General features: G+C 62.2%; 24 protein-coding genes. 19 read left to right on the plus strand and 5 right to left on the minus strand.

From position 1 onward, the window contains the following. The first annotated feature begins 38 nt into the window (after positions 1–38). The 3 genes from BMX92_RS10590 (at position 39) to BMX92_RS10600 (ending at position 5,805) form a co-directional block, all read left to right on the plus strand. On the plus strand, positions 39–1,037 hold the full coding sequence (locus BMX92_RS10590; protein WP_143066767.1) for a FecR family protein: 999 nt from the start codon (positions 39–41) through the stop codon (positions 1,035–1,037). Positions 1,038–1,121: 84 nt separating this feature from the next. Beyond that, positions 1,122–3,713 carry a TonB-dependent receptor plug domain-containing protein gene (locus BMX92_RS10595; protein WP_093016187.1) on the plus strand — a complete coding sequence of 864 codons (2,592 nt, stop codon included), beginning with the start codon at positions 1,122–1,124 and terminating at the stop codon, positions 3,711–3,713. A gap of 4 nt (positions 3,714–3,717) precedes the next feature. Continuing rightward, a complete protein-coding gene (locus tag BMX92_RS10600; RefSeq protein WP_177184997.1) occupies positions 3,718–5,805 on the plus strand; it encodes an Atxe2 family lasso peptide isopeptidase in 2,088 nt (695 codons plus the stop codon). A gap of 15 nt (positions 5,806–5,820) precedes the next feature. Here BMX92_RS10600 and BMX92_RS10605 read toward each other — a convergent pair whose 3' ends face one another. Together BMX92_RS10605 and BMX92_RS10610 are read right to left on the minus strand one after the other, a co-directional pair. Beyond that, entirely contained in the window at positions 5,821–7,425 is a 1,605-nt protein-coding gene (locus tag BMX92_RS10605; RefSeq protein WP_177184998.1) for an asparagine synthase-related protein, read from the minus strand. A gap of 146 nt (positions 7,426–7,571) precedes the next feature. Beyond that, entirely contained in the window at positions 7,572–7,931 is a 360-nt protein-coding gene (locus BMX92_RS10610) for a lasso peptide biosynthesis B2 protein (protein ID WP_093016193.1), read from the minus strand. Here BMX92_RS10610 and BMX92_RS27330 point away from each other — a divergent pair. Next, entirely contained in the window at positions 7,890–8,243 is a 354-nt protein-coding gene (locus tag BMX92_RS27330) for a hypothetical protein (RefSeq protein ID WP_177184987.1), read from the plus strand. The two genes, BMX92_RS10610 and BMX92_RS27330, sit on opposite strands and share 42 nt — an antisense overlap. Positions 8,244–8,279: 36 nt before the next feature. On the opposite strand, the gene BMX92_RS26920 is transcribed toward BMX92_RS27330, so the two are convergent. Continuing rightward, a complete protein-coding gene (locus BMX92_RS26920) occupies positions 8,280–8,414 on the minus strand; it encodes a benenodin family lasso peptide (RefSeq protein ID WP_143066764.1) in 135 nt (44 codons plus the stop codon). 308 nt (positions 8,415–8,722) lie between these two features. Here BMX92_RS26920 and BMX92_RS10620 point away from each other — a divergent pair, with 308 nt between their 5' ends. The 15 genes from BMX92_RS10620 to BMX92_RS10685 all read left to right on the plus strand — a co-directional run bounded on the left by BMX92_RS10620 (position 8,723) and on the right by BMX92_RS10685 (position 21,277). Beyond that, positions 8,723–10,768 carry a conjugal transfer protein TraG gene (locus BMX92_RS10620; protein ID WP_093016197.1) on the plus strand — a complete coding sequence of 682 codons (2,046 nt, stop codon included), beginning with the start codon at positions 8,723–8,725 and terminating at the stop codon, positions 10,766–10,768. A gap of 14 nt (positions 10,769–10,782) precedes the next feature. Then, positions 10,783–11,187 carry a ribbon-helix-helix domain-containing protein gene (locus tag BMX92_RS10625; RefSeq protein WP_093016199.1) on the plus strand — a complete coding sequence of 135 codons (405 nt, stop codon included), beginning with the start codon at positions 10,783–10,785 and terminating at the stop codon, positions 11,185–11,187. Continuing rightward, positions 11,184–12,173 (plus strand): P-type conjugative transfer ATPase TrbB, encoded by a 990-nt coding sequence (gene trbB / locus BMX92_RS10630; RefSeq protein WP_218145758.1) that lies wholly within the window; start codon positions 11,184–11,186, stop codon positions 12,171–12,173. Before BMX92_RS10625 ends, trbB begins: the two co-directional genes overlap by 4 nt. A 2-nt stretch (positions 12,174–12,175) precedes the next feature. Beyond that, positions 12,176–12,511, plus strand: a complete 336-nt coding sequence (locus BMX92_RS10635; RefSeq protein WP_093016201.1) for a TrbC/VirB2 family protein — start codon at positions 12,176–12,178, stop codon at positions 12,509–12,511. Further along, complete coding sequence (locus tag BMX92_RS10640) at positions 12,511–12,798, plus strand: VirB3 family type IV secretion system protein (RefSeq protein ID WP_093016203.1); 288 nt, start codon at positions 12,511–12,513, stop codon at positions 12,796–12,798. The genes BMX92_RS10635 and BMX92_RS10640 overlap by 1 nt, the downstream gene beginning before the upstream one ends. After that, positions 12,792–15,260: a conjugal transfer protein TrbE gene (trbE, locus tag BMX92_RS10645; RefSeq protein ID WP_093016205.1), complete on the plus strand. Its 2,469-nt coding sequence runs from the start codon at positions 12,792–12,794 to the stop codon at positions 15,258–15,260. Before BMX92_RS10640 ends, trbE begins: the two co-directional genes overlap by 7 nt. Next, on the plus strand, positions 15,257–15,793 hold the full coding sequence (gene trbJ, locus BMX92_RS10650) for a P-type conjugative transfer protein TrbJ (RefSeq protein ID WP_256213370.1): 537 nt from the start codon (positions 15,257–15,259) through the stop codon (positions 15,791–15,793). The genes trbE and trbJ overlap by 4 nt, the downstream gene beginning before the upstream one ends. Before the next feature lie 63 nt (positions 15,794–15,856). Next, positions 15,857–15,979: a hypothetical protein gene (locus BMX92_RS27975; RefSeq protein ID WP_256213371.1), complete on the plus strand. Its 123-nt coding sequence runs from the start codon at positions 15,857–15,859 to the stop codon at positions 15,977–15,979. A 24-nt stretch (positions 15,980–16,003) separates the two neighbouring features. Beyond that, positions 16,004–17,326, plus strand: coding sequence for a P-type conjugative transfer protein TrbL (gene trbL / locus BMX92_RS10655; RefSeq protein WP_093016207.1), 1,323 nt, complete (start codon positions 16,004–16,006; stop codon positions 17,324–17,326). A 6-nt stretch (positions 17,327–17,332) separates the two neighbouring features. Next, positions 17,333–18,178 carry a conjugal transfer protein TrbF gene (gene trbF, locus BMX92_RS10660; RefSeq protein WP_093016209.1) on the plus strand — a complete coding sequence of 282 codons (846 nt, stop codon included), beginning with the start codon at positions 17,333–17,335 and terminating at the stop codon, positions 18,176–18,178. Between the two features lie 15 nt (positions 18,179–18,193). Continuing rightward, entirely contained in the window at positions 18,194–19,162 is a 969-nt protein-coding gene (trbG, locus tag BMX92_RS10665; protein ID WP_093016211.1) for a P-type conjugative transfer protein TrbG, read from the plus strand. Beyond that, positions 19,159–20,481, plus strand: a complete 1,323-nt coding sequence (locus tag BMX92_RS10670) for a TrbI/VirB10 family protein (RefSeq protein WP_093016213.1) — start codon at positions 19,159–19,161, stop codon at positions 20,479–20,481. Before trbG ends, BMX92_RS10670 begins: the two co-directional genes overlap by 4 nt. A gap of 15 nt (positions 20,482–20,496) precedes the next feature. Further along, entirely contained in the window at positions 20,497–20,718 is a 222-nt protein-coding gene (locus BMX92_RS10675) for a DUF2274 domain-containing protein (RefSeq protein WP_093016215.1), read from the plus strand. Next, positions 20,715–21,029, plus strand: a complete 315-nt coding sequence (locus tag BMX92_RS10680; protein WP_093016217.1) for a DUF736 domain-containing protein — start codon at positions 20,715–20,717, stop codon at positions 21,027–21,029. Before BMX92_RS10675 ends, BMX92_RS10680 begins: the two co-directional genes overlap by 4 nt. Before the next feature lie 2 nt (positions 21,030–21,031). Further along, positions 21,032–21,277, plus strand: a complete 246-nt coding sequence (locus BMX92_RS10685; protein WP_093016219.1) for a helix-turn-helix domain-containing protein — start codon at positions 21,032–21,034, stop codon at positions 21,275–21,277. A gap of 414 nt (positions 21,278–21,691) precedes the next feature. Here BMX92_RS10685 and BMX92_RS10690 read toward each other — a convergent pair whose 3' ends face one another. Continuing rightward, positions 21,692–21,934 (minus strand): type II toxin-antitoxin system RelE/ParE family toxin, encoded by a 243-nt coding sequence (locus BMX92_RS10690; RefSeq protein WP_093016221.1) that lies wholly within the window; start codon positions 21,932–21,934, stop codon positions 21,692–21,694. Further along, positions 21,931–22,338 (minus strand): ribbon-helix-helix domain-containing protein, encoded by a 408-nt coding sequence (locus BMX92_RS27980; RefSeq protein ID WP_256213372.1) that lies wholly within the window; start codon positions 22,336–22,338, stop codon positions 21,931–21,933. The genes BMX92_RS10690 and BMX92_RS27980 overlap by 4 nt, the downstream gene beginning before the upstream one ends. Between the last annotated feature and the right edge of the window lie 408 nt (positions 22,339–22,746).

The following is a 22,746-nucleotide window of genomic DNA, read 5'->3' on the forward strand; positions in this document are numbered from 1 at the left end:
CCCACAAGGAGAGGCAGCGACTCCGCCAGGAAGCTGCGATGTGGTTCGCGCGGATGATGCGCCCGGACGCCACGCAGCACCGGGATGCGTTCGAGGCATGGCTGGACGCCGATGAGATGCATGGCGAAGCCTATCGGCGTATCGAGCGAAGATATCAGGCCTCGGGCATTGTGGCGCAATCGGGTAGCAAGAGCGCCGGCATCGCCCCATCCTGGCGCCGTTGGATCGCGCCGACGGGCTGGGGGCTGGTGGGCGTTGGGGGAGGGCTGGCCGCCGCCGCCGTCATGCTACTCGCGTTGTCGAGCGCAATAACCGTGCTTCTCGGGCCGGATGCCGCCCACAGAGTTGGTCCACGGCCTGCTGCCTTGCCGGCTAGCGTTGAGGATGCCAGTTCCTACCGCGTTGATACCCACGTCGGGGAGATACGCACAATAAAGCTGGCGGATGGTTCAAAGGTCACGCTGGATAGCGCAGCCCGCCTTTTTGTCGCCTTTGATGGGCATGAGCGGCGGATATCGCTGGCACGAGGGCGCGCGCGTTTCGAAGTCGCGCACGACGTGCGCCCATTTGTTGTCACCGCCGGTAACGGCGCGATCACCGCCCGGGGCACGGTATTTGACGTCGATCTCAACGCGCCGGGCAGGGTGGAAGTTGTTCTTTTGCGCGGCGCGATCGACGTGAATGTGCGTGATGGCGCACGGGCGTTGCCGGTGCGTCGATTGCGGCCGAATGAGAAGACCGCATTCGGGCCGACTGGCTTCGTTGCAGAGCCTTGGCCGATATCGCGGGTCGTCGCAGATTGGCCTGATGGTCTTCTGGACGTTGACGCACTTCCGCTGCCCATCCTGCTGCGCGAAGCCAACAGATACGCCACGGTGCCGATAGTGATCGGTGCGCCTGAACTCGAATCGCTTAAGGTTTCCGGGCGATTTCGTGTCGATCGCCCCGACCTGTTGACGCAAAATCTGGCCGATCTGTTTGACTTGGCGGTGGATCGCAGCCGAGCCAATCGGATCAGCCTGAGAAAAAAAATTTAACGGTGCCGAAAAATGCCGACTAAGGAGAAAGGGTCTTTTGGCCGTCGATCTCTTTGACACGTGGGTGCATCAAAGGGGATCGGAATGGGAAGTCGTCTGCCGTTCAACAGTCTTGAAGCCGTAGTCTATGCGAGCGTAGCGGTCCTTTCTCCCGCCACCCTGCTTGCACAATCGGATATCGTTCTGCGTTTCGATATGCCGTCACAGCCCCTTGATCGGGCGTTGCGGCAAGTTGCTCGCCAGACGGGCGCTGAGATTATGTTCACACCCAATCAGGTTGCAGGCGTGCTGGCTCCTCGACTGACTGGCGAAATGACCGCCATACAGGCTGTCGAGCATGTGATTGCGACCACCGGGCTTGTCGCGGAGAAATCAGCCAGCGCGATCGTGATTCGGGGGGGAGGCCGCCCGGCAGCCGAAAATTCCGGCCAGGATGTGCCGGGAACGGGCGGAATCATTGTCACCGGTTCACGCATCCGGGGGGCGGCTGTGGCGTCCCCTACCACCGTCATGACCCGGGACGATATCCGCAGGGCGGGTCAGTCCAATCTTGGCGAAGCGATGCGCTCGCTGCCGCAGAACTTCAACGGAGGGCAGAATCCGGGGGTTGGCATGGGCACCGGAGGATCAACCGACAACATCAATGTGAGTTCGGGCGCGACCTTCAATCTGCGCGGGATCGGCCAGGACGCGACCCTGACTTTGCTCAATGGCCATCGGGTCGCCTATAATGCGGCCAATCAAGGCGTCGATGTTTCCGCCATTTCCGTTGCCGCCATTGAGCGCATGGAGGTGGTAAGCGACGGATCGTCGGCCCTGTACGGCTCGGATGCGGTCGGCGGGGTCGTCAATATCATCCTGCGGCGGGACTTTGAGGGTGTCTGGACCAGCGCGAGGCTCGGCACTTCGACCGACGGCGGCGGCTTCCAGCAGCAGTATAGCGTGGTTGGCGGCAAGACATGGAATGGCGGCGGCCTGATCGCGACCTATGATTTTGGGCGGGATACGGCGATCAAGGCAGATCACCGATCCTATGGGTCAGACTTGAACCCGGATCAGACCCTCGTGCCGTTCATGCGCCGCCATAGCGCCATCGTCAGCGCGCACCAGGAGGTTTTTTCGGACCTCGACTTCAGCGTCGATGCGACGTTCAATGCTCGACGATCGCACTATAAGACGCCGCTCAATCCCGTCGGTCCACTATCCGACTTCGGATTGTCGGGATTTGGAAACTCGACATCCTATTCCATTGCTCCTTCACTCAATTATCGATTTACCCCGGACTGGCGCCTGACATTGCTCGGCGTTTATGGTGAAGACAAAAGCCGGTACGGATCGGACCTGTTTGTCGCCGGGACGAATATCAGTCCGACGCGGGGCTGCTATTGCAACACCCTCATCAATGCCGACCTCTCCGTCGAGGGGCCGATCGCACAACTGCCAGGGGGTGCGGCGCGGTTGGCTGTGGGCGGCGGTTATCGAGAAATCGGCTTCCATGCCTTCCGTACGCAGGGCAGTGCGCAGAGCGTCAACGAACAGCAAAATGTATACTACGCCTTTGGCGAACTCTATCTGCCGATCGTTTCCAAGGATCAAAATCTGGAAGGCATATCGAGTTTTTCGTTGAGCGGGGCACTGCGGTACGAAAATTACGCAGGGATTGATCAGATCGTCACGCCCAAAGTCGGTCTGGTCTATGCGCCCGTGGCCGATATTCGCTTCAAGGCGACATGGGGGAAGTCGTTCCGCGCGCCGACCCTCTATCAGCAATATGCTGTGCAATATGCTTCTCTTTATCCGGCAGCTTCGCTCGGCGGTTCGTCGTTTCCATCCAACAGCAGCGCCCTCCTGCTCGATGGTGCGAACACCGATCTCAAGTCGGAACGGGCGACGAGTTGGACGGTGACGGCTGAAATCACCCCGGCATCATGGTCAGGCTTCCATGCCGAACTGAGCTATTACCATATCGACTACAGGGATCGCGTCGCAGCGCCCATCAGCGGCATTCAATCCGCGCTCGTGAATCAGGCCTATCGTCAACTCGTGACATATGCGCCGACGCTCGATGCGGTTACAGGAATTGTTGCGAATCCCGCCTATATCTTCAGCGACTATACGGGATCGGCCTTCGATCCCTCGGCCGTCGTTGCCATCGTCGACAACCGTAGCCGGAACATCGCACGCCAGATTATACAGGGCGTAGACCTGTTGCTACGCTACAAGATGGAAATCGCAAGGTCAGGGGCGTTCACCGTTCAGGGGAACATAACCTATTTGGACAGTAAACAGCGCCTCGTCCCTGGAGAGGAGGCCCAAGACATAGCCGGCGTTATATTCTACCCGCCCCATGTCCGCGGTCGGGCCAGCCTGCTTTGGGACAAAGGTCCGATGTCGCTTGCTGCCTATGTCAACTATGTCGGCGGCCTTAGCGACGAACGCGCTGCCGCCGCGACGCGCGTTTCCGGCATGACTACGCTGGATCTCAGTGCAGCCTATAAGGTCGAGGCGGGGGCGGGGGTGCTGCGGGATATGGAGATACTCGTCTCCCTCCAGAACATCGGCAACAAAAAACCGGACCTGATCCGGACATCTGCAAGCTATTTCCCGCCGTATGACTCGACCAACTATTCTCCGGTTGGTCGCTTTGTCAGTCTCACCATCAGCAAAAGCTGGTGATCCCATGTTTTCCAGACATAATGCGACCACGATCGGCGTGCTTTGGCTTGCGCTTGGCCTCCTCGTCGGCGGTCCCGTCCGCGCCTCGACATCCTGCTCGACTCTGACACCGCCAATCGCGCTCGTCCCGGAGCGTCCATTGCGGGATAATTCGGCAGAAGATCTGGCACGACTGCGGGACATCGGCATGCCTGGTTATTCCGTGCCGGATCAGTCGCCGTTCACGATATCACCCGACCACAAGATGGTTGCTTTCACCATCCGACAGGCCGATCCGCTCGCCAATTCCTATTGTCAGGGGCTGTATGTCGCCGACCTAACGAAGCCGGGCAGTGCGCGGCAGATCGATGCAGGCGGCGAGATCATTTATTACACGATCAATAATTTGCGAGGCTTGGTGAATCCGTCCGGCACGCCGGCGATCATAACCCCGGCATGGTCACCCGACGGACGATGGATCGCCTATCTCAAGCGGATGGATAATGTGTCGCAGATTTGGCGTGTCCGGGCTGACGGTTCGTCCGCCAATGCCGTCACCACACTCGACGTCGATGCGGAGGCGGTTGCCTGGTCGAGCGATGGAAGCCACCTTATCTTTTCCATTCGCCCGGCATTGGCTGATTTGCACCGCAAGATCGACGAGGAGGGGCGTGGTGGCTATCGACAGGACAAGCGGGTCATCCCCGTGGCCGGGCCCAAGCCATTTCCGCCCGCCCCGGTGGCGTTCGAATATCGCTCGATCGATCCTGCCACGGGCGTGATCCGGGAGGCGTCCGCCGACGAACGAATCCGGTTGGACCCGATGTCCGCGTCCGGCGTGCAGAACGGTACGCAGGCTTTGTCGATAGTGCGGGGGAACAAGGTCTGGATCGTGTCTAGATTTCCCGACCTTTATCAGTCTCCCAACGTTCTTTTGTTCCAGGAACGAAACGATCGTGCGCCTGTCCGATGCCCATCGGCTCAATGTCGCGATCATCTGGAGGGTGCGTGGCTTTCGCCGGATGGACGGGAAGTGCGTTATCTCCGTCGGGAAGGTTGGGCGAACAGTCAGCTTGCCCTGTATCGATGGATACCCGGCAAGGCTCCAACCATAGCATTGCGTACCGACGCCGTTCTCTCCAATTGCCAGGATGCAAACGGCCTGCTTGTGTGCGGCCGGGAGAGTTCGCGTGAACCCATTCGTCTCGTGGCCATTGACCCAGTAACAGGCATCAGCCGGACCATTGTTGATCCCAACCCGGAATTTGCGACCCTACGGCTGGGAAAAGTGCAGCGTTTACATTGGAAGACGGCCTATGGTTCGGAGAGTTTTGGCGATCTGATATTGCCGCCGGATCATCGGGAAGGCGAACGGCATCCCTTGATCGTCACCCAATATACGACACGCGGATTCTTGCGCGGCGCCACGGGCGATCAATATCCCATCTTTCCCTTTGCCGCGCGCGGTTTCGCGGTCCTCAGTCTTGATCGTCCGGCCCGGTGGGCAGAGGCGAAGGCACGAGTTGGGGACCGCCGAACCTGGGAGCAATTTGAACGCGAAAACAACCGTGACTGGATGGATCGGCGCAACGTGTTGTCATCGCTGATAACCGGGCTCCAGACCGTCGAGAAGCTGGGCGTTGTAGACCCAGGGCGCGTTGGCATTACCGGAACCAGTGAGGGCGCGATGGGGATATGGTTCGCCCTCGCCAATACGGAAGGCATCTTTGCCGCCGCGTCGATGGGATCCTGCTGTATGGATCCCAAGAGCTTGATGGCCGTTGGCGGAGAAGCCTGGGCCAAGGTTCTTCAGGAAAGCGGATATCCGGCTTATCGGGACAGACATGACAATTTTTGGGAAGGCATATCTCTTGCCGAAAATGTCGATCGAATAACTATACCGCTGCTTATTCAGGTTCCCGATGATGAATATGCGATGGCGCTCGAAACCGTCGCTACCTATCGGGAAATGAACCGTCCCGTTGATTTCTATGTGTTCCCGCAGGAACATCATGCCATCTGGCAGCCGGCGCATCGATTGGCGATGTATCGCCGGAACCTCGACTGGTTCGAGCGTTGGTTGGTATCCGGAAAGAGCAAACGGATTGACTGATCAGTGGTTGCCATCTCAGGCCCATGCCTGAATCCAGGCCTCGAAATCGCAAAAGGACAGGATGCGCGCATAGGCTTCTCCGCGGATGGGCATGCGTTCGGCGAGTATGCCGTCAACAGCCACCAGGTCGATGAGTCCCTCTCGCGCCAGCGCGCCATCGTGGAGCATGGCCCGAATTTGCGGCCTATGCCGCTCGTAAAGGGCCATTGAATAGCCGTCTGGCGTCCCTTTGGACCTGCGCGACAAAATGCTTTGGGGTAACCTGCCCTCGAAGGCCTTGCGAACAACTGCGCGATTGACGCCATTTTCGGCCCACATCCAGCTTGGTATGCGCAGGCACAGTTCGACCAGCGGCTGTGACAGTAATGGCGCGATCACCGGCATGAGCTGCTCGTGCCTGTAGCCTTCCAGATAATTTTGGATCGCAAGGAGTAACGCGATATGGGCGGTAGATCCCGGCAGTGCGGTCTTTGGTGCCTCAAGCCAGGGATGACGGAAGTCCACCTTCCCGATTTCGGCCGCAGCATTCGTCAGCAAGCTATCGTCAATAGGCCAGCGATAGTGGCGACGGCCCGTGAGGCGCCGCCGCCATGTGCGGCCGAAGACCTCCCACAGGTCACTATTGGTCAGTCGGCCCATATCGCCCATAACCGAAACGGCTTTGGCGCCCGCTCCATTCACGTAGAGCGCGTCAAGGATTGGCGCGACCGACTGAAGATAGCAGAAAACATTGTCGCCACCGCCGCCATGAAAATGGCAATCCGCCTTTGTTTCATTGACGACCTCACGGACGATCTGGTCTGCACTTTGCCAGAAGAGGCGGCCCGTGGGCGAAGGGATATGAGCGGCATCCGATTGGGTGATGTCGATAGGATAGTCGTCAAGATGACGAACAAATAGCGGTATGCCGAGAAATTCGGCCACTGCGGAGGCGTAGCGTTGTTCGTCTCCTGACGCTGTACCGGAGAGGAAGGTGACCGCTGAACATGGAATGTCCGCGCCTGCAAGGCCAGCAGATACGATTGATGAATCCAGCCCGCCCGAAAGGCTGATGAGTGCGTGCGAGAAGCGCTTTCCGTTGGCCTGAACGGTGGATAATGCAATGTCGCGCAGACGCTCGGCGGCTTGAACTGGATCGAATATCCGCTGGTTCGTTTCCACAAATGCCCATGGCGACCATAATGGCACCGCCTCCTGCCTTTTCGATAAGGATGTGACATGGCCGGGCAGCAGTTCCGTGACCTCGTGCAGGGCCGTCTGATGATCGCGATACTGGATCGTTCGTAAACGCCTTGCGATATGAGGCCAGCACAGCGTTGGGTGGACGCTGCTGAGTGCATAGAGATCGCGGACATCACTGCCCGCAAGCGTCAACCCATCTCCGCATCTCAGCATGTAGCAGGGGAGGGTGGCAGACGGATCCCTGAACAGAAAAATCTGCCCGTCCTCATCTTCTTGAACGGCAATATAGCTACCCCAGATATTGTCGAGCATTGCACTGAAGCTTAGCAGCGGCCTGGGAAGCGCTATGCCCTCAAGGGAGGATAAATGATCGCCGTTTCGCGAGTAATATGTTCCCAAAAGGATGACATTCCGCGACTGCTCCACCATGGAATGCATGTGTGCGTTTCCGTAGACAGCATAGTTTGGCCTCTTGGCCAGAAGGCTATATCCCTTGACCTTCAGGACCGGCGAGGCGGCTAGCCTTTCATATCGTGGGTCGCCAGGGCGGTCGGTCGCGATGCACAGGAAACGCTGGAAGCTCATCACGCGACAACTATCGGGGTAAACCGGGATATGTTGTCGATCGTATCGTTGATGACCATATCGTCGATCTGTACCCAGCTATGGGCGGCAAAGGGGCGTCCCGATACCCCGATGACCAACTGTGCCGCAAATCCCCGCCGCCGAAGGAATTTCGTCAACATGATCGAGTATGGGAGACAGAAGTCTCTCGTCGATGTCAAAAGCCCCGCCCTCCGGAATATATGAACATATCGGGATAATTGGCCGACCGGGGCATGGTCGGTATCTGACACGGTGATATTGAGCAGCTCGTCGAGCCTTGCCCATAATGAGTGCCGGTGCTGGCGCCATTTCGCGGCCTCGATCCTGATCGCTGCCATCGCGATTGCGATATATGGGACTGCCGGGGCGGCAGCGGTCTCTGGCAGACTGCGAAAGGGTGGCCTCAACGTAACTGGTGGATCGTGACGATCGGGATCATCAACGAGAACACCCAATTCGATGAGTTTCGACAGACCATGTGGATCACGGCAATCCGTGTGAAGAAAAGCGCGGAATGCGTGGTCCAGAGAGGGCGGCAGGCAAAAATAGCGATCCCGTTCGATGTCGAGAAAGATATTCCGTCCATCGGCGATGGCGTGATGGACGGCAGGGCGAAGCTGGAGTGGCACGAAACCTCCAAGGCAATGTGACACTGCCGACGTGCTAGGGCACGTCGACAGCTTTCATCAATCGTCCGATATGCCCGAATTACGCATGAGGCCGATTGTATCGCCCTGGCCCCCGACATTACCCTTCGTCTCGACGCTGGCGCTGCCGAGATCGATCAGTTCCTCGTCATTCCGTTCATAGTCGCGTTCCATGGTGAACTCCTGTCAAATGGAGATGCGGGTAAGTCCGCAGGACAAAAATTACCTATGGCGCATCCTATGGTCACGGAAGATTTGGTCCGTGTTAGGTCCGCTCCAAACATGAAGAGAGCATTGACGGGTTATACGTAGCTAAGGCTGTGAAAAATGTTCGGCGATCATTATCGGAAACCGTTCACCTTTCCCAAGGGATGTGCCGGGTTCTTGTGGGAACATAACGGGTATAACAGTTTGTTGCAGATGTGACGCAGCTTCGATTCGTTCGCGCCGCCTGTTGCGGCCCGCGAGTCGGAGCCACTGTCATGACCCCTACCAAGCTGCTTGTCGGGCAGATTTTCGTCATATTCGCCATCGTCATCCTGGGCGTATGGGCCGCGACCCAATGGGCGGCCGCCATGCTCGGCTATCAGGCGCAACTCGGGCCGCCCTGGGCGATGCTTTTCGGCACGCCGATCTATCGACCCTGGCAGCTATTTGGCTGGTGGTATCATTACGAAGCCTATGCCCCCCATGTGTTCGACAAGGCCGGGGCGTTGGCTGGCGCCAGCGGCTTTCTCGGCTGCGCTTCGGCCATCGCCGGTGCGCTCTGGCGCGCACGGCAGAACCGCCACGTCACGACCTATGGTTCTTCCCGCTGGGCCTCGCGCCGTGAGATCAAGCGGGTGGGGCTGTTTCGCGGTGCAGGCGTGTTTCTTGGCCGCCTGGGCGCCGACTACCTCCGGCATGACGGACCCGAGCATGTCATGGCCTTTGCGCCGACCCGCTCGGGCAAAGGTGTCGGCCTTGTCGTCCCCACGCTGCTGTCATGGACCGGCAGCGCCGTCGTTCACGACATCAAGGGCGAGAACTGGACGCTGACGGCCGGATGGCGATCACGCTTCTCCCATTGCTTGCTGTTCAACCCAGCCGATCCGCGTTCGGCCCGCTACAATCCCTTGCTGGAGGTCCGCAAAGGTCCCGACGAGGTGCGCGACGTTCAGAATATCGCCGATATCCTTGTCGATCCCGAAGGCGCGCTGGAGCGCCGATCGCACTGGGAGAAAACCAGCCATTCGCTGCTCGTCGGTGCGATCCTCCATGTCCTGTACGCCGAGGAAGAAAAGACGCTGGCGCGTGTCGCTACCTTCTTGTCCGATCCGCAGCGGTCGTTCGCGCACACGCTGCGCCGGATGATGGCCACCAACCATCTCGGCACCAAGGAGCATCCGCAGGTCCATCCCGTCGTCGCCAGCGCGGCGCGCGAGGTGCTGAACAAATCGGAAAACGAAAGGTCCGGCGTCCTCTCCACGGCCATGTCATTCCTTGGGCTGTATCGCGATCCCACGGTGGCGATGACGACCAGTGCATGCGACTGGCGCATCGCCGATCTTGTCGATGGGCCGGTTCCCGTCTCGCTCTATCTGGTCATTCCGCCCAGCGACATATCGCGCACCAAGCCGCTTGTCCGGCTCGTCCTCAACCAGATCGGCCGCCGTTTGACCGAGCGGCTGGAAGGCGACCCCAAGAAAAGCCGCAAGCACCAGCTTTTGATGATGCTGGACGAGTTTCCCGCGCTTGGCCGCCTGGACTTTTTTGAAACCGCTCTCGCCTTCATGGCCGGCTATGGCATCCGGGCCTATTTGATCGCGCAGTCGCTCAATCAGATCAGCAAAGCCTATGGTGAGAACAACGCCATATTGGACAATTGTCATGTCCGCATCGCCTTTTCGTCCAATGACGAGCGGACTGCGAAGCGGATCAGCGACGCGCTGGGCACCGCCACCGAATTGCGCGCGCAGCGCAATTATGCCGGTCATCGGCTCGCGCCCTGGCTCAGCCATGTCATGGTGTCGCGGCAGGAGACGGCCCGGCCGCTGCTGACTCCCGGCGAGGTGATGCAGCTTCCACCCGCCGACGAGCTGGTGATGGTGTCAGGTCTTGCGCCGATCCGCGCGAAGAAGCTGCGGTATTATGAGGACCGCAATTTCACGTCGCGGGTACTGCCGCCGCCGCGCCTGGACGGAAATGACGGCGCTTATGCCGACCGGCCAAAACCGCGTCCCGATGATTGGGGCAGCGAAGTGCGCGGGCTGCATATCGGACTGACGGCCGACGTGGCGGAAGACGCAGCAGCCCCTGACGAAGAAAGCGAAGGCGGCCTGCAGCAGCAGCGTCACCCTGGCCTTCCCGAAGAGCAAGTGGTTGCGTCCGCTGACACCGAAAAGGATGCGCTCATCACCATCGACGACGAGAGCGACGCGGTTGCTGATCGGCGGGCAATGGATCGGCTGCGCGGTCTCGACACCGTGCAGCGTGCCCATGCCATGAACGAAGGCGATCGCGGCGACGATCTGCTGCCGAGCTTTTGACGGGGGATGCGCTGATGAAACCCCGCCATCATCTCTATCTGGACGAGGAATTGTCCGCGCAACTGGAGCGACTGGGGTCGAAACCCGGCACGTCCAAATCCGCGATCATTTCCGATGCCCTACGGAACTATCTCAATCGACGGGCCACTCGTGAGGTGGATGACCTGCTCAAGCACAGGCTGGACAGGATCAGCGCCCAGTTAAGCCGGATCGAACGCAACGGTCATGTCCTGCTTGAAACTCTTTCGCTGTTCGTCCGCTACCAACTCACCGCTACTGCGCCTTTGCCGGACACCGACAAGGCGGCGCAAGCCGTGGGCCGCGAACGCTTCCGTCGCTTTGTCGATCAGGTAGGCCGCCAGCTCGCCAGCGGCCGCAGCATCGGCGAAGCGCCCGCCGATGATGGAGGTTCGCGATGAGCGGCCCCCTGAATGGCAGCGCGAACTCGACCGCGCAGGGTCGTCGCCGCGCGATGCTGCGCACAGCAATGGGACCGCAGATCGCGGAAGCCCTGTCCGATCCGCTGGTGATCGAGATTATGGTCAATCCCGACGGCGCGCTCCGGCTGGACCGTCTGGGAGAGGGCCGCGTCGATACCGGCACACGGCTGGAAGCCGCCGAAGCCGAACGGATTATCCGCCTGGTCGCGAGCCATGTCCGCGTCGAGGTCCATGCCGGCGCACCGATCGTCAGCGCCGAACTGCCCGAGGGGGGAGAACGGTTCGAGGGCCTCTTGCCGCCGGTATCCGCCGCGCCCTGCTTTTCCATCCGCAAGCCCTCCGCCCGCATCCATCGCCTGATCGACTATGTGGCGGACGGCATCATGCGTGCGGAGGTCGCGCTGGCGCTGTCGATGGCGGTGGTCGAGCGCCGGAACATCCTTGTCGCGGGCGGCACGTCGTCGGGCAAGACAACGCTGGCAAACGCGCTTCTCAATGAGATGGCAACGCTCGACGAGCGGGTCATCATCATCGAGGACACGCGCGAGCTGCAATGCGCCGCGCCCGATACGGTCGCGCTCCGTACCAAGGCGGGCGCGGTCAGCATGGCCGATCTTGTCCGCTCCACTCTGCGCCTGCGCCCGGACCGCATCATCGTCGGCGAGGTCCGGGGCGGCGAGGCCCTCGACATGCTTAAGGCATGGAACACCGGGCATCCGGGCGGCATCGCCACGGTTCACGCCAACAGCGCGCGCTCCGCGCTCTACCGGATCGAGCAGCTTGTTTCGGAGGGCGTCGTCACCGTGCCCCGCCGCCTGATCGCGGATGCGATCGACATGGTGGTGTTCATCTCCGGCCGGGGAACCGGCCGCAGGGTCGAGAGCGTGGCCGAGGTCCGCGGTCTCGATAGCGACGGCGATTATGCCGTCACCGACCTCGCCATTCCCACCCACACAAGAGACTGACTATGCACGCTACCAATGCGTCCACCCCCACGCGCCAACCGTCAAAACTTGCCGCCATCGCGACCGCCACGCTGATCTTTCCCGTCACGGCAATGGCGTCAGGCTCGGGCATGCCCTGGGAAGAACCGCTGCAACAGGTGCTCGAATCCGTTCAGGGGCCGGTCGCCAAGATCGTCGCCGTCATCATCATTATCACAACCGGCCTTGCGCTGGCGTTCGGCGAGACGAGCGGCGGCTTCCGCAAGCTGATCCAGATCGTGTTCGGGCTGTCGATCGCGTTCGCAGCATCCAGCTTCTTCCTGTCCTTCTTCAGCTTCGGCGGCGGGGCGCTGGTCTGATGGCCGGGGCCAGTTCCATCGCGGCGGGAGGCCATATCGACGGCTTCGAGGTGCCGCTGCACCGGGCGCTGACCGAGCCGATCCTGCTCGGCGGCGCACCGCGCGGCATCGCAATCCTCAACGGCACGCTCGCCGCCGCGATGGGGCTGGGCCTCCAGCAATGGATCGCGGGCCTGCTGCTCTGGCTTGCAGGCCATAGCCTCGCCGTGTTCGCGGCCGAGCGCGATCCTGACTTCGCCGCCGTGCTTGCCCGGCATCTTCGCCAGCGGGGATATCTCACATGCTGAACCTCAAGGAATATCGCAGCGCCGCCGACCGGCTGGCCGATCATCTGCCCTGGGCCGCGCTGGTCGCGCCCGGCGTCGTGCTCAACAAGGACGGCAGCTTCCAGCGGACGCTACGCTTTCGCGGTCCCGACCTCGAATCCGCTACTGAGGCCGAACTGGTCTCGGTCTGCGCGCGGGCGAATAATGCGCTGCGCCGGCTCGGTTCGGGCTGGGCGCTGTTCTTCGACGCCGAGCGCATCGAGGCGCTGGGCTATCCCGACAGCGCATTTCCCGATCCCGCCTCATGGCTGGTGGACGAGGAACGCCGCGCCCATTTTGATGGGCGCAAGGGCCAGCATTTCGAGAGCGCCTATCATCTGACGCTCTGCTATCTGCCGCCCGCCGATCAGGTCAGCCGCGCCGAGCGCGCGCTGCTCGAACGCGACGTGCCGCAGGAAGGTCGCGACTGGCGACAGGAATTGCGCGCCTTCATCGCCGAGACCGACCGCGTGCTGGATCTGCTGTCCGGCCTCATGCCGGAGGTGCGCCCACTCGACGACAGCGAGACGCTGACTTTCCTCCACGGCTGCATTTCCACGAAGCGCCATTCCGTCGCCGTGCCGGAAACGCCGATGTATCTCGATGGGCTGCTGGTCGATACGCCGCTCTCGGGCGGCATCGAGCCGATGCTGGGCGACCGCCATCTGCGCACCGTGACCGTGATGGGATTTCCCAATGCCACGCGCCCCGGCATTCTCGACGCCCTTAATCATCAGGACTTCGCCTATCGCTGGGCCACCCGGTTCATCGCGCTCGACAAGACCGCCGCCAACAAGACGCTGACGAAGATCAGGCGGCAATGGTTCAACAAGCGCAAGTCGATCGCGCAGCTCATGCGCGAAGTGATGATGAACGAGCCGGTGCCGCTCACAGACAGCGACGCCGACAACAAGGTGGCCGATAGCGACCTGGCGCTACAGGCGCTCGGCGGCGATCACGTCGCCTTCGGCTACTACACCGCGACCATCACCGTATCCGACGAGGATCGCGCGGCGGCGGACGAAAAGGTCCGCATTGTCGAACGGATCGTCAACGGTCTGGGTTTCACCTGCATCCGCGAGAGCGTCAACGCGGTCGAAGCCTGGCTGGGCAGCCTTCCGGGCCACGTCTATGCCAATGTCCGGCAACCGCTGGTCCATACGCTGAACCTCGCGCACCTGATGCCGCTGTCGGCGGTATGGGCGGGACCGGCACGCAACGACCATCTTTCCGGTCCGCCGCTGCTCTACGCCGAGACGAGCGGATCGACGCCGTTCCGGCTGTCCACCCATGTCAGCGACGTCGGGCATGAGATCATTGTCGGCCCGACCGGCGCGGGCAAGTCCGTGCTGCTGGCGCTGCTCGCCTTGCAGTTCCGCCGTTATCCCGGTTCACAGGTCTATATCTTCGACAAGGGGCGTTCCGCACGCGCCGCCGTGCTGGCGATGGGCGGCGAGCATCACGCGCTGGGCGAGAGCGACGCGTTGGCGTTCCAGCCTTTGCGCCATATCGACGATGATGGCGAACGCGCCTGGGCCGCCGAATGGACAGCTTCGCTGCTCGCGCATGAGCGGCTGGATGTCACGCCGGAGGTCAAGGAAGCGCTGTGGTCCGCGCTCACCAGCCTCGCGAGCGCGCCGCCCGAAGAGCGCACGCTGACCGGCCTTGCGGTATTGCTCCAGTCCAATGCGTTGAAAGCGGCCCTGATGCCGTACACGCTGGAAGGGCCGTTCGGCCGCCTGCTCGACGCGGCGGAAAACCGCCTCGCGCTCAGCGATGTGCAATGCTTCGAGACCGAAGCCCTGATGAACACCGCCGGCGTCGTGCTGCCGGTGCTGACCTATCTGTTCCATCGGCTCGAAGAGCGGTTCGACGGACGGCCGACGCTGCTGATCCTTGATGAGGCATGGGTGTTCCTCGACAATGCCGTGTTCGCGGCCCGCATCCGCGAATGGCTCAAGGTTCTGCGCCGCAGGAACGTCAGCGTGGTATTCGCCACGCAGAGCCTCGCCGATATTGCCGACAGCAGCATTGCGCCCGCGATCATCGAAAGCTGCCCACAGCGGATCTTCCTCGCCAATGACCGCGCGATCGAGCCGCAGGGCCGCGCCACCTATGAACGCTTCGGCCTCAATGAGCGCCAGATCGAGCTGGTCGCCCGCGCCACGCCCAAGCGGCACTATTATCTGCAATCGCGGCGCGGCAACCGGCTGTTCGAGCTGGCGCTGGGGCCTGTCGCGCTCGCTTTTTGCGGCTCTTCCGATGCCGCCAGCCAAAGCCTGATCGACGACCTTCTTGAACATCACGGCCCGGACGGGTTCGCCGCCGCGATGTTGCGTGCGCGCGGCCTCGACTGGGCCGCCGATCTGCTCACCGATTTCCCCGCTGCCCAACCGGCCGCGACTGATCCTCTCAACCCCCAGCAAAAGGAGCTGTTCTTATGAAAACCCGTATCCTTGCCGCCTGTGTTGCGGCCACCGGCATGACCGCCGCCGCGATCGTGCCGGCGACACCGGCGCACGCTATCCCGGTGTTCGATGCCAGCAACTATGCGCAGAATGTGCTGACGGCGGCGCGCACGCTGACGCAAATCAACAACCAGATACAGGCGCTCCAGAATCAGGCGTCGATGCTGACCAACATGGCGAAGCATCTCCAGCGCCTCGACTTCTCGTCGCTCAATCAGATCACCCGCTCGATGCAGCGGATCGGCACGCTGATGAACCAGGCCGATGGCATCGCCTTCGATCTCGCATCCACCGACGATGCGCTGCGCCAGCAGTTCCCCGCCGAGTTCGACCGCGCGCTGTCCACCAGCCAGATCATCGCGCAGGCGCGCGCCCGCTTGCAGGCGTCGATGCAGGGCTATCGCCAGAGCATGCGCGTGCAGGCGCAGGTGGTCGAGAATATCGAGGCCGATGCAGACCTGCTCACCGAGCTTGTCAGTCAGAGCCAGTCGGCCACGGGCAGCTTGTAGGCGCAACAGGCGACCAACCAGCTTATCGCGCTCTCAACCCGCCAACAGCTTCAGATTCAGCAGATGATGGCGGCGCAATATCGCGCCGATGCGCTGGAGCGCGCCCGCCAGCAGCAGGCGCTGGAGGCTGCGCGCGAGCGGACCAAGCGCTTCATCGGCACGGCCGACATCTACACGCGCAACTGACGGCGCACGGCAAGGCGGCTGACCATGAATCCCGACCTCAACATCATCGACAGCTTCCTCGAAGCCTTCATCAGCTACATCGACAGCGGCTTCGGGCTGCTGTCCGGCGATGTCGCGTTTCTCACCACCGTCCTGATCGGCATCGACGTGACGCTCGCCGCTTTGTGGTGGGCGATGGACAACGATCAGGATGTCCTGGGTAAGCTCATCAAGAAGACGCTCTATGTCGGGGCCTTCGCCTTCATCATCGGCAATTTCAGCACGCTGGCCGATATCATTTTCCGAAGCTTCTCGGGCCTGGGCATCACGGCGGGCGGCGGCGGGGTATCCGCGGATGACCTGATGCACCCCGGCGCGATCGCCGGCACCGGCTTCACCGCCGCGCATCCGCTGCTCGATCAGGTCACGGAAATGTCGGGATTCCCCGAGTTTTTCGGCAACTTCCTCAGTATCGCGGCGCTGCTCATTTGCTGGCTGTTGGTGGTGCTGGCCTTCTTCATCCTCGCTATCCAGCTTTTTATCACCATCCTGGAGTTCAAGCTGACCGCGCTCGCCGGGTTCGTGCTGGTGCCGTTCGCGCTGTGGAACAAGACCAGCTTTCTCGCCGAACGGGTGCTGGGCAACGTCATGTCGTCCGGCATCAAGGTCATGGTGCTCGCCGTCATCCTCGGCATCGGCACCAATCTGTTCGGTGAACTGACGGCCCTTGTCGGTAGCGAGCCGGAGATTGCCGAGGCGCTGAGCCTGCTCATGGGCGCGCTCACCCTGTTCGGGCTTGGCATCTTCGGTCCCGGCATCGCGTCCGGCCTGGTCTCGGGCGCACCCCAGCTTGGCGCGGGCGCTGCCGTAGGCACGGTCGCAGGCGCGGCCCTTGCCACGGGCGGAGCGGCCATGCTCAGCGCGCGCGGCGCAATGGCAGCCGGTCACGGCGGCATGGGGGCGATCAAGGCCGGAACCGCGATGGGATCGGCTGCCTCGACAACGTATCGGCTCGGGCAGGAAACATCCGGTAACGCGAGCATCGGTGCTGGTCTCGGCGGCATGGCGACGGCCGCTGGCGGCGCTGCATCGCAGGGGATGAAAGCCGCGGCATCGCGCATCGCCAGTCCACTTCGCGAAAGCGCCGCACGCGGTCAGCAAGCGGCGTGGAACGCGGGCCGCACGACGCCCGCTCCCGCGACATCAAACGCTTCCGGTGCGAGCACACCCGATAGCGCCCCCGCATGGGCGCGCAACCTGCGCGCGCAGCAGGCCGCGCGTCACCACCGCCACATGGCGATGCAGACCATCAAGGACGGCGATCGTCCCGGCTCCGCCGCCAATCCCAACCTCAGCGACAAGGAGTAAGTGCTCATGTTCTTTAAGCGATCCATCCAGCGCTACGGGCATAGCCCGCAATCGGAAACCCCTTACCAGCGCGCGGGCCAGCTCTGGGACGAGCGTATCGGCTCCGTCCGCGTGCAGGCAAAGAACTGGCGGCTGGTCGCGTTCGGCTGCCTGGGCCTGACCGGCGTTCTGATCGGTTCCAACGTCTGGCAGTCGATGCAGAGCCGCGTCGCGCCTTATGTGGTCGAGGTCGATCGGCTGGGTGAGGCGCGCAGCGTCGCGCCCGCGATCCAGAACTACCAACCCACGGACGGTCAGGTCGCATGGCATCTCGGGCGGTTCATATCGAATGTGCGGTCCGTTTCCACCGACCCCGTTCTGGTCAAGCGCAACTGGCTCGACGCCTATGACTTCTCCAGTGATCGCGCCGCGATCTTCCTCAACGAATATGCCCGCAGCAACGACCCGTTCGCCGGGATCGGCCAGCGCAGCGTATCGGTGCAGGTGACGAGCGTCGTTCGTGCATCCGACACCAGCTTTCAGGTCAAATGGTCCGAGAGCATCTACGAACGGGGCAGCCTGGCGAAGACCGAACGCTGGACCGCCATGCTGACCGTGATGCTTCGGCCGCCCAAGACCGCCGATGCGCTGCGCAAGAACCCGCTGGGCCTGTTCGTGAACGCGATCGACTGGGCGCGCGAACTGGAGGGCCAGCCCGCATCGTCGGGCCAGCAAGGGCAACGGCCACAAGCGGAGATTGCGCTTGCACCCTCAGCGTCGACGCCCGCGCAGCCAGCACCTGCCGCGCCGGCCATCGCGGACGCTGCGCCGCTCCCGGCAGCTCCCGGCAGCGCCCGCCAGTCCCACCAATGAAGGAGAACCTGGACAATGACCCGGACCATGTTCCTGTGCGCCTCGACGCTGGCGCTTGCCGCCTGTGCGGGCAAGACACCGCCGCCCGCGATCAGCTATGACGCTGCCGAGTTCCGGCCCGCCGCAATCGAGGCCGAGCCGCCCCGGCCGGTCGAGATCGTCGAACAGCCGGTGCCGCTACCGCTCCCCGGCCAGCTTCAGCCCCCGCCATCGGTGAAGGGCGAGACGCGCGCGCCAACCGCGCGGATCGAGGCGGCAAACCGCGCCGCCACGCGCGAACCGTCGAGCGCGGGCTACATCAACGCCGTGCAGGTCTATCCGTGGACCGAAGGCGCGCTGTACCGGCTTTACACCGCCCCAGAGCGTGTCAGCGACATCGCGTTGCAGGCCGGCGAGAAGCTGGTCGCGGTATCGGCCGGCGATACGGTCCGCTGGATCATTGGCGATACGATCAGCGGCGCGGGCGATGCGGCGCGCGTGCATGTCCTGGTGAAGCCCTTCGCCCCCGGCCTTGTCACGAACATGGTCATCACGACCGACCGTCGCGCCTATCACCTCGCGCTGGAAAGTACCGATGCGACCGCGATGGCGGCGATAAGCTGGACCTATCCGCAGGACCGGCTGGAGGCCTTGCGCGGACAGAATGCCCGTGCCGAACAGGCGCGGCCGGCGGCGGAGAATGTCGCGCTCACCAACCTGCGCTTTCGCTACGAGATCAGCGGCGATAGCCCGCCGTGGCGGCCGGTCCGCGCCTGGGACGGCGGCAAGAAGGTCTATATCGAGTTCCCCGGCCGGCTCGATCAGGGCGAAGCGCCGCCGCTGTTCGTCGTGGGGCCGCTGGGCGACACGCAACTGGTGAACTACCGCGTCAGCGGCAACCACTATATCGTCGATCGCCTGTTCGCGGCGGCCGAGCTTCGCCTTGGCGAGAAGCCGCAGCAGGTCGTGCGGATTGCCCGCACGGACGGGAGGGCGCGCAAATGAGCGCGGCCCCGATCCCGCCCGTCGATCCGGACGCGCCCGAACGCACGCCACCCACCGCAACGGTGCCGGAATCTGCGCCGCCATCCAAAGCCCCGCCAGAAACGCTCGTGCTGCGCGCGGCACCGCGCCGTGTCGTCCGCTTCCGGCGCGGCGTCATCATCGGCGGCGCGGCGGCCAGCTCGCTCGCCATCGCCGGCGTCGCTTGGATGGGGCTGGGACCGAAGACGCTCCATATCATTAGCGCCGCCGACGAGCGCGCGGTCAGTGATCGCAAGACGCCCGCCGATGCCGTGGCGAACCTTCCCGGCAATTATGGCGAGGTCGCGCCCGGGACGCCGATCCTGGGCGCTCCGCTCCCCGGCGATCTCGGGCGGCCCATTCTCGACCGCCAGCGCCAGCTTGAGGCCGGCGGCGGCGTGGCCGGCGATAGCGCGATGCCGCCTGCCATGACGCCGCAGGAGCAGGCGGCCGAAGCCGAACGGCAGCGTATCGCGGCGCAGGCGGCACAAGCGCGAGAGGCCGGCGTGATGGTGCAATCGTCCGGTAGCGCGGCCGCAGCGGTCTCCGCTCCAGGGCCGGCAGGTGCGGAAGCGACAGGCGCGATCCCTGCGACAGGTGAACCGGCTCAAACAGACCGGCTCGCGCTGGACCCGGAGCGCGACCAGAACAATCAGCAACGAAAGCTGGACTTCGTTGGGCAATCCGCATCGGGCGGTATCTACAACGCCCATGCGCTCCAGACCCCGGCATCGCCGCATCAGGTGATGGCGGGCAGCGTGATCGCGGCGAGCCTGCTTATTGGCCTCAACTCCGATCTTCCCGGCATGGCTGTGGCGCAGGTGACGGAGAATGTGTTCGACACGGTGACGGGCCGGACGCTGTTGATCCCGCAGGGCTCGCGTCTGATCGGTAGCTACGATAGCGTCGTGGCGTTCGGGCAGAGCCGTGCGCTGCTGGTCTGGCAGCGGATCATCCTGCCCGACGGCAGTTCTATCCAGATCGAAAATCTGCCCGCGACCGATGCGGCGGGCTATGCCGGCCTGTCCGACAAGGTGGATTATCACACCTGGCGCTTGCTCAAGGGCGTAGCGCTATCGACCCTTCTGGGCGTCGGCACGGAATTGTCGATCGGGGACAATGAGAGCGACCTTGTGCGGGCGCTCCGCCAGTCAACCCAGCAGTCCGCCAATCAAGCCGGCCAGCAGATCGTCTCCAAGAACCTCAATATCCAGCCCACTATTACCGTCCGTCCCGGATGGCCGCTCCGCGTGATTGTTCACAAGGACTTGATTTTGCGGTCGTGGGTGGGCGCTCGTTGAACAGGAGAAGCCACCATGCTCAAACTCGCCAAGCTCCCTGACCGCACCCCCGTCAAGATCGGTATCACGGTCACGCCCGACCTTGCTCATGCGCTTGCCGACTATACCGCGCTCTATAACCGCGCCTATTCCGACAAGGCAGAGGTGGCAGATCTTATCCCGGCCATGCTCGAATCCTTCCTCGCCAGTGACCGGGCTTTTGCCAAGGCGCGTAAGGAAGCGGAGGTGACGCCATGATGCGCCGTCGCGTGATCGGTCGGTTCAAGCGGTCGAAGCAGGGCGGATGGGAAGGCGAAATCAATACGCTCTCCCTCCAGCGCCAAATCCGTTTGGTGCCCAATGATGATCGGCTGAACGACAGAGCGCCCGCCTTCCGGGTGATGCTGGGCTGGCAACACATCGGAGATGCATGGGAACGAACGTCGCGCAGCGATCCCCCGCGTGACTACTGGCGGGTCAGGATCGATGATCCGCTATGCCCGATCGATGGAGTATTGTTTGCGGATGAGGAGAAGGGGACAGCTCATCTCACATGGGAGCTACGATAGTCATGATCCGCAAAGTCAAATCGGAAGCTTCGGTCTATGCCTCGACCGATATGGTCGTGGCGTCGCCACTCGCCGTACGAGTTCCACAGGCCGTTGCCATGCTCGGGATCAGTCGGTCGAAACTTTATGAATTTATTCAGTCGGGTGAGATCGAGATCGTCAAAATAGGGCGAGCTACTTTACTCCCGGTAGACGGTCTTGGACGGTTCCTAGAGAAGCACCGAAACATCCAGAATCCTGACGCATGAAGCGCGTCCGGCGCACCGGGTGACATCAGATTCAGCGGCGATGTGGGATTGAGCGGAGGTATGGCTCAGGTTCGGTAGGCTTGGCACCACCCTGGCATCGCTCTTTTTTGGAATTCTGCGAGTATTTCGGGCGCAAAATCAAGGTCCATGCTTATGATCCTCACACACTGACCGGCAGGTGGGACGATATGCCGATCCCGAGCGGCTGGCCCGAGAAATAGGATCGACTTGTCAGTGGTGGAATCTAACCGATTCTCTCTGTGGATTTGTTCCGCGCCGAGAGGCGCTGTTGAATAATCAGAATGCTCTCGAATAATCGTAATAATCGATCACCGCCGTCCAGCGATGTCCGGGCAAAGCCATGGACGATGTGTGGACCAAACCAACCATTTGGCTCAAAAAATATCTACTAAGTTATTGATTTTGCTGGTGACCCCTACGGGAATCGAACCCGTGTTTCAGCCGTGAGAGGGCCAGCTCATGCGCGTAGCGCGGCGAGCCGATGCCGGGATGCTCCGCGACTACGCGATAAGCCTCTTCGAGTGCTGTTACGAAGCTGAGTGCGATGTCCAGCCCGGCCTCGCGCGCATAATGGTCGATGGCGTCTTCGACGTCGCGATGAGCCTTGTCGCGGGGGACGACCCGCTTGACGGTCATGCAGCGCGGCGAGCCCGCGCGCGTAGCCCCTCGAAATAGTCGTCATCCGCCGGGGCGCCCGGCGCCGATTCAGCGCCGTCGAGCAACAACCCTCGCAGCCGCTGGCGGTCCTGATCCTTGCGGATCAGTTCGCGCACATATTCGCTGCTCGTACCGTAGCCGCGTCCCAAGACTTGTTCGTCCACGAAAGCCTTGAGGGTGTCAGGCAACGAAATGTTCATCGTGCTCATAGTCGGCAATATAGCCGGTTTGGCAAAATTTGGCAAGATGGGTGCGTCACGCAATGGGTTGGCGGCGTGCTTTTGATCATGAACCAATTCACGAATGATGGCACACTGACAATAGTGGTGAATGGCGCCGAGATGCTCACGCGCTTCCGGCGTGAAGATAATGGAATGGCACATGTTCAGCCGTGCCTGGCGGCCCGTTCGTGGCGTTCGGCCAGTCCGGTGCGCACGTCTTCGAGAGAAATCCCCCCGCGAGGCATCGGCCTTGCAGGGGGTATAGGCAGGCGCGACCGCGTTGCGCAGCCATTGCTCACAGCCCGGCCCTACGCCTGAAGCGCGCGCAACCCGTGGGCAATGACCTAGCTCTCGCTGGCATATCCGCCCGACGCCACCTTGGCGTGGACCTGTGCCGGCTGTCGTGCGGCAGCGCCACACTGAACTGTTCAATTGTCCGCATGAATCAGCGCTTGTTATGGATCTGATTTGATCTGTTTCGCGCGCGCCTGAAAGGCCGTGCGCGCCCTCGAAACTCGCCCAAATCGCCATAGAGTATCCGATCACGAGAATCGATGCAGCCTGACGGAG

This window comes from Sphingobium sp. YR768 (assembly GCF_900111125.1).
Taxonomy (GTDB): Bacteria; Pseudomonadota; Alphaproteobacteria; order Sphingomonadales; family Sphingomonadaceae; genus Sphingobium.

Excerpts from the sequence above, each read along its gene's own strand:
- BMX92_RS10685 (WP_093016219.1), top strand. The coding sequence starts at position 21,032 with ATGATCCGCAAAGTCAAATCGGAAGCTTCGGTCTATGCCTCGACCGAT.
- BMX92_RS10620 (WP_093016197.1), top strand. The coding sequence starts at position 8,723 with ATGACCCCTACCAAGCTGCTTGTCGGGCAGATTTTCGTCATATTCGCC.
- BMX92_RS10680 (WP_093016217.1), top strand. The coding sequence starts at position 20,715 with ATGATGCGCCGTCGCGTGATCGGTCGGTTCAAGCGGTCGAAGCAGGGC.
- BMX92_RS10610 (WP_093016193.1), bottom strand. The coding sequence starts at position 7,931 with ATGGCAGCGATCAGGATCGAGGCCGCGAAATGGCGCCAGCACCGGCAC.
- BMX92_RS27975 (WP_256213371.1), top strand. The coding sequence starts at position 15,857 with ATGATGGCGGCGCAATATCGCGCCGATGCGCTGGAGCGCGCCCGCCAG.
- trbE (WP_093016205.1), top strand. The coding sequence starts at position 12,792 with ATGCTGAACCTCAAGGAATATCGCAGCGCCGCCGACCGGCTGGCCGAT.
- trbL (WP_093016207.1), top strand. The coding sequence starts at position 16,004 with ATGAATCCCGACCTCAACATCATCGACAGCTTCCTCGAAGCCTTCATC.
- BMX92_RS10675 (WP_093016215.1), top strand. The coding sequence starts at position 20,497 with ATGCTCAAACTCGCCAAGCTCCCTGACCGCACCCCCGTCAAGATCGGT.
- BMX92_RS10690 (WP_093016221.1), bottom strand. The coding sequence starts at position 21,934 with ATGACCGTCAAGCGGGTCGTCCCCCGCGACAAGGCTCATCGCGACGTC.
- trbJ (WP_256213370.1), top strand. The coding sequence starts at position 15,257 with ATGAAAACCCGTATCCTTGCCGCCTGTGTTGCGGCCACCGGCATGACC.
- BMX92_RS27980 (WP_256213372.1), bottom strand. The coding sequence starts at position 22,338 with ATGTGCCATTCCATTATCTTCACGCCGGAAGCGCGTGAGCATCTCGGC.
- BMX92_RS10590 (WP_143066767.1), top strand. The coding sequence starts at position 39 with ATGTGGTTCGCGCGGATGATGCGCCCGGACGCCACGCAGCACCGGGAT.
- BMX92_RS10625 (WP_093016199.1), top strand. The coding sequence starts at position 10,783 with ATGAAACCCCGCCATCATCTCTATCTGGACGAGGAATTGTCCGCGCAA.
- BMX92_RS10670 (WP_093016213.1), top strand. The coding sequence starts at position 19,159 with ATGAGCGCGGCCCCGATCCCGCCCGTCGATCCGGACGCGCCCGAACGC.
- BMX92_RS10605 (WP_177184998.1), bottom strand. The coding sequence starts at position 7,425 with ATGCATTCCATGGTGGAGCAGTCGCGGAATGTCATCCTTTTGGGAACA.
- trbB (WP_218145758.1), top strand. The coding sequence starts at position 11,184 with ATGAGCGGCCCCCTGAATGGCAGCGCGAACTCGACCGCGCAGGGTCGT.
- BMX92_RS26920 (WP_143066764.1), bottom strand. The coding sequence starts at position 8,414 with ATGGAACGCGACTATGAACGGAATGACGAGGAACTGATCGATCTCGGC.
- BMX92_RS10600 (WP_177184997.1), top strand. The coding sequence starts at position 3,718 with ATGTTTTCCAGACATAATGCGACCACGATCGGCGTGCTTTGGCTTGCG.
- trbF (WP_093016209.1), top strand. The coding sequence starts at position 17,333 with ATGTTCTTTAAGCGATCCATCCAGCGCTACGGGCATAGCCCGCAATCG.
- trbG (WP_093016211.1), top strand. The coding sequence starts at position 18,194 with ATGACCCGGACCATGTTCCTGTGCGCCTCGACGCTGGCGCTTGCCGCC.
- BMX92_RS10640 (WP_093016203.1), top strand. The coding sequence starts at position 12,511 with ATGGCCGGGGCCAGTTCCATCGCGGCGGGAGGCCATATCGACGGCTTC.
- BMX92_RS10595 (WP_093016187.1), top strand. The coding sequence starts at position 1,122 with ATGGGAAGTCGTCTGCCGTTCAACAGTCTTGAAGCCGTAGTCTATGCG.
- BMX92_RS10635 (WP_093016201.1), top strand. The coding sequence starts at position 12,176 with ATGCACGCTACCAATGCGTCCACCCCCACGCGCCAACCGTCAAAACTT.